The sequence below is a fragment of the Corallococcus praedator genome, from assembly GCF_003612125.1.
In the GTDB taxonomy this organism is placed as follows: domain Bacteria; phylum Myxococcota; class Myxococcia; order Myxococcales; family Myxococcaceae; genus Corallococcus; species Corallococcus praedator.
In genome coordinates this window covers 1-3,147 of the sequence record NZ_RAWI01000643.1, presented here as the reverse complement: position 1 = coordinate 3,147, position 3,147 = coordinate 1, and the positions used below count along the sequence as shown (strand labels likewise).

Below are 3,147 nucleotides of genomic sequence, written 5' to 3'. Positions count from 1 at the left end.
GCCCCCGCTCCCCTGGCTGGGGAGGGCGACCGCGCCGGAAGGCACGTCAGGGCTTCAGGCGGGAACTAGGCGTTGGCCTCGTTGGCGCCGTGGCACTTCTTGTACTTGCGGCCGCTGCCGCAGGGGCAGGGGTCGTTGCGGCCCACACGGGGGGCATCCGAGGAGGCGGCGGCGGCCGCGCGCTGGGCGACGGGCGTGGCGGTGGCCTCCTCGATCTTCCCTTCCGCGTCCGCGCGGCCTTCCACGGCCTTCTGCTGCTGCTGGGCGAGCTGCCGCTGGATGCGGGCGGTCTCCTCCGCCGCGCTGGAGGCGGAGCGGGCCTGGACGCGCATCATCTGGCTGACGAACTGCGTCTTGATGGCGGAGAGCATCTGGATGAAGCCCTGGTAGCCCTCCTTCTTGTACTCCTGCTTCGGGTCCTTCTGGCCGTAGCCGCGCAGGCCGATGCCCTGGCGCAGGTGGTCCATGGCCAGCAGGTGGTCCTTCCACAGCTGGTCGATGGTGGCCAGGTACCGGTACTGCAGGAAGCGCATGAAGTCTTCGCTGAACTCCTGCTCGCGGGCGGTGAAGACCTTCTCCGCCGCCGCGTAGATCTGATCCTGGAGTTCGTCGCGGTTGCCCGTGCCCTCGAAGCTCATCTCCAGGTTGAAGGACTCCTTCACCGCCGCAGACAGCGAGGCGATGTCCCAGGTGTCGGAGCTGCGCGTGGGGGCGTAGGTGTCCGTCAGGGACACGACGACGTCCTCCACCGCGTCCAGCACCATCTCCCGGAAGTCCGGCCAGGTGATGACGCGCTCGGAGCGCGTCTTCACGCGGGTCTTCAGGTCCTCTTCGTACTCCACCAGCGGGATGCCGGCACCGGAAGCGAGCACCTGACGGCGCAGCTTGTAGATGGTGCGCCGCTGCTGGTTCATCACGTCGTCGTACTCGAGCAGGTTCTTGCGCTGGTCGAAGTTGTGGCCTTCCACCCGCTTCTGCGCGCCCTCGATGGCCCGCGACAGCCAGATGTGCTCGATGACCTCGCCCTCTTCCATGCCCAGGCGCTCCATCAGCGTCTGGATGCGCTCGGACCCGAAGATGCGCATCAGGTCGTCTTCCAGCGACAGGAAGAAGCGGCTGGCGCCCGGGTCACCCTGGCGGCCGGCGCGGCCACGCAGCTGGTTGTCGACGCGGCGGGACTCGTGGCGCTCGGTGCCGATGATGAACAGGCCGCCCGCGGCCATGACGTCCGCGCGCTCCTGCTTCGTCAGCTCCTCATTCTTCGCCTTGGTCTGGGCGAAGCGCGCTTCCCAGTCCGCCAGCGCGGCCTGGTAGGCCGTCAGGTCCACCGGCTGGCCGTCCGGCGACTCGGGGGCCTCCGGCGGCGCGCCCATGGCGCTCTTGGTCATCACCTCGGCGTTGCCGCCCAGGAGGATGTCCGTGCCTCGGCCGGCCATGTTGGTGGAGATGGTGACGGCGCCCTTGCGTCCGGCCTGCGCGACGATGTCGGCTTCGCGCTGGTGGGCCTTGGCGTTGAGGACGTTGTGGGGCACGCCGCGCTTCTTGAGGAAGTTGGCGACCACTTCGCTCTTGGCGATGGACACCGTGCCCACGAGCACCGGCTGCCCGGCCTTGTGCAGCTCTTCAATCTGCGCGGCGACGGCCTCGAACTTCTCGCGCTCCGTCTTGTAGACCACGTCCTGCTCGTCGCGACGCACCGCCGGCCGGTTGGTCGGGATGACGCGCACGTCCAGGTTGTAGATCTTCGCGAACTCTTCGGCTTCCGTGTCCGCGGTGCCCGTCATGCCGGACAGCTTGGAGTACATGCGGAAGTAGTTCTGGAACGAGACCGTGGCGAGCGTCTGGTTCTCGTTTTCAATCTTCACGCCCTCCTTGGCCTCGATGGCCTGGTGGAGACCGTCCGACCAGCGACGGCCCGGCATGAGGCGGCCGGTGAACTCGTCGACGATCTGCACCTCGCCGTCCTTCACCACGTAGTCCTTGTCGCGCTTGTAGAGCGTGTGCGCGCGCAGGGCCTGCTCGACGTGGTGCAGGGTTTCAATCTCGCCCGGGTCGTAGAGGTTGCCGACGCTCAGGCGCTTCTGGAGCTTGTCGATGCCGTCGTCGGTGAGGGCCACCGCGCGGTGCTTCTCATCCAGGGTGTAGTCCTGGTCCGGCACGAGGCCCGGGATGACCTGATCCACCCGGTAGTACTTGTCGGTGCTGTCCTCGGTGGGCCCGGAGATGATGAGCGGCGTGCGGGCCTCGTCGATGAGGATGGAGTCCACTTCGTCGACGATGGCGTAGTTGAGTTCCCGCTGGACGTAGTCCTGCAGCCGGAACTTCATGTTGTCGCGCAGGTAGTCGAAGCCGAACTCGTTGTTCTGCCCGTAGGTGATGTCCGAGCGGTACGACTCCTGGCGCTGCTTGTCGGACAGCTCGTGGAGCACGCAGCCCGTCGTCATGCCCAGGAACTTGTAGACGCGGCCCATCCACTCGGCGTCGCGGCGGGCCAGGTAGTCGTTCACGGTGACGACGTGGACGCCCCGGCCGGACAGCGCGTTGAGGTAGGAGGGCAGCGTCGCGGTGAGCGTCTTGCCTTCACCGGTGCGCATCTCCGCGATGCAGCCCTCGTGCAGGAAGATGCCGCCCACCAGCTGGACGTCATAGTGGCGCTGGCCGATGACCCGGCTCGACGCCTCCCGGGTGAGCGCGAAGGCCTCGAAGAGCAGCTCGTCCAGGGGACGGCCGTTCTGGATCTCCTGCTTCATCCGGGCGGTCTCGCGCGCGAAGTCCTCGTCCTTGAGGGCCTTCATGCGGGGTTCCAGCTCGTTGATGCGAGCAATCTTCAGTCGGGCCTTCTTGAGCTCGCGCTCATTCTTCGTCCCGATGAGCTTCTTTAGCGTCCATTCAATCATGTTGGCTCTCTCGCCGGAGAATCCTCGAAGGAAGGCGGCGAGTGAAGGGAATTCCCAGGAGATGTAAGGGAGAACCAGACCAAAACCACGCGCGCCCCCCGAAACTTCCTCTCGGCTGGCCGCCCGGCGCGCGGTGGCCCAGAGTAAAGCGGAACCGAGTCCACGCAATGTCCCCTAAGCAGATTCAACGTCCCCGCGCCGCGAAGACTTCTCACGGCCGCTCCTCCCCGGGCCCCCGCCGACCAGGCGC

General features: G+C 66.8%; 1 protein-coding gene. It reads right to left on the bottom strand.

Translation table 11 applies throughout. The annotated features are described in order from the left end of the window. Window positions 1–65: 65 nt before the first annotated feature. On the bottom strand, window positions 66–2,897 hold the full coding sequence (gene secA, locus D7Y13_RS40265) for a preprotein translocase subunit SecA (protein WP_120537641.1): 2,832 nt from the start codon (window positions 2,895–2,897) through the stop codon (window positions 66–68). Between the last annotated feature and the right edge of the window lie 250 nt (window positions 2,898–3,147).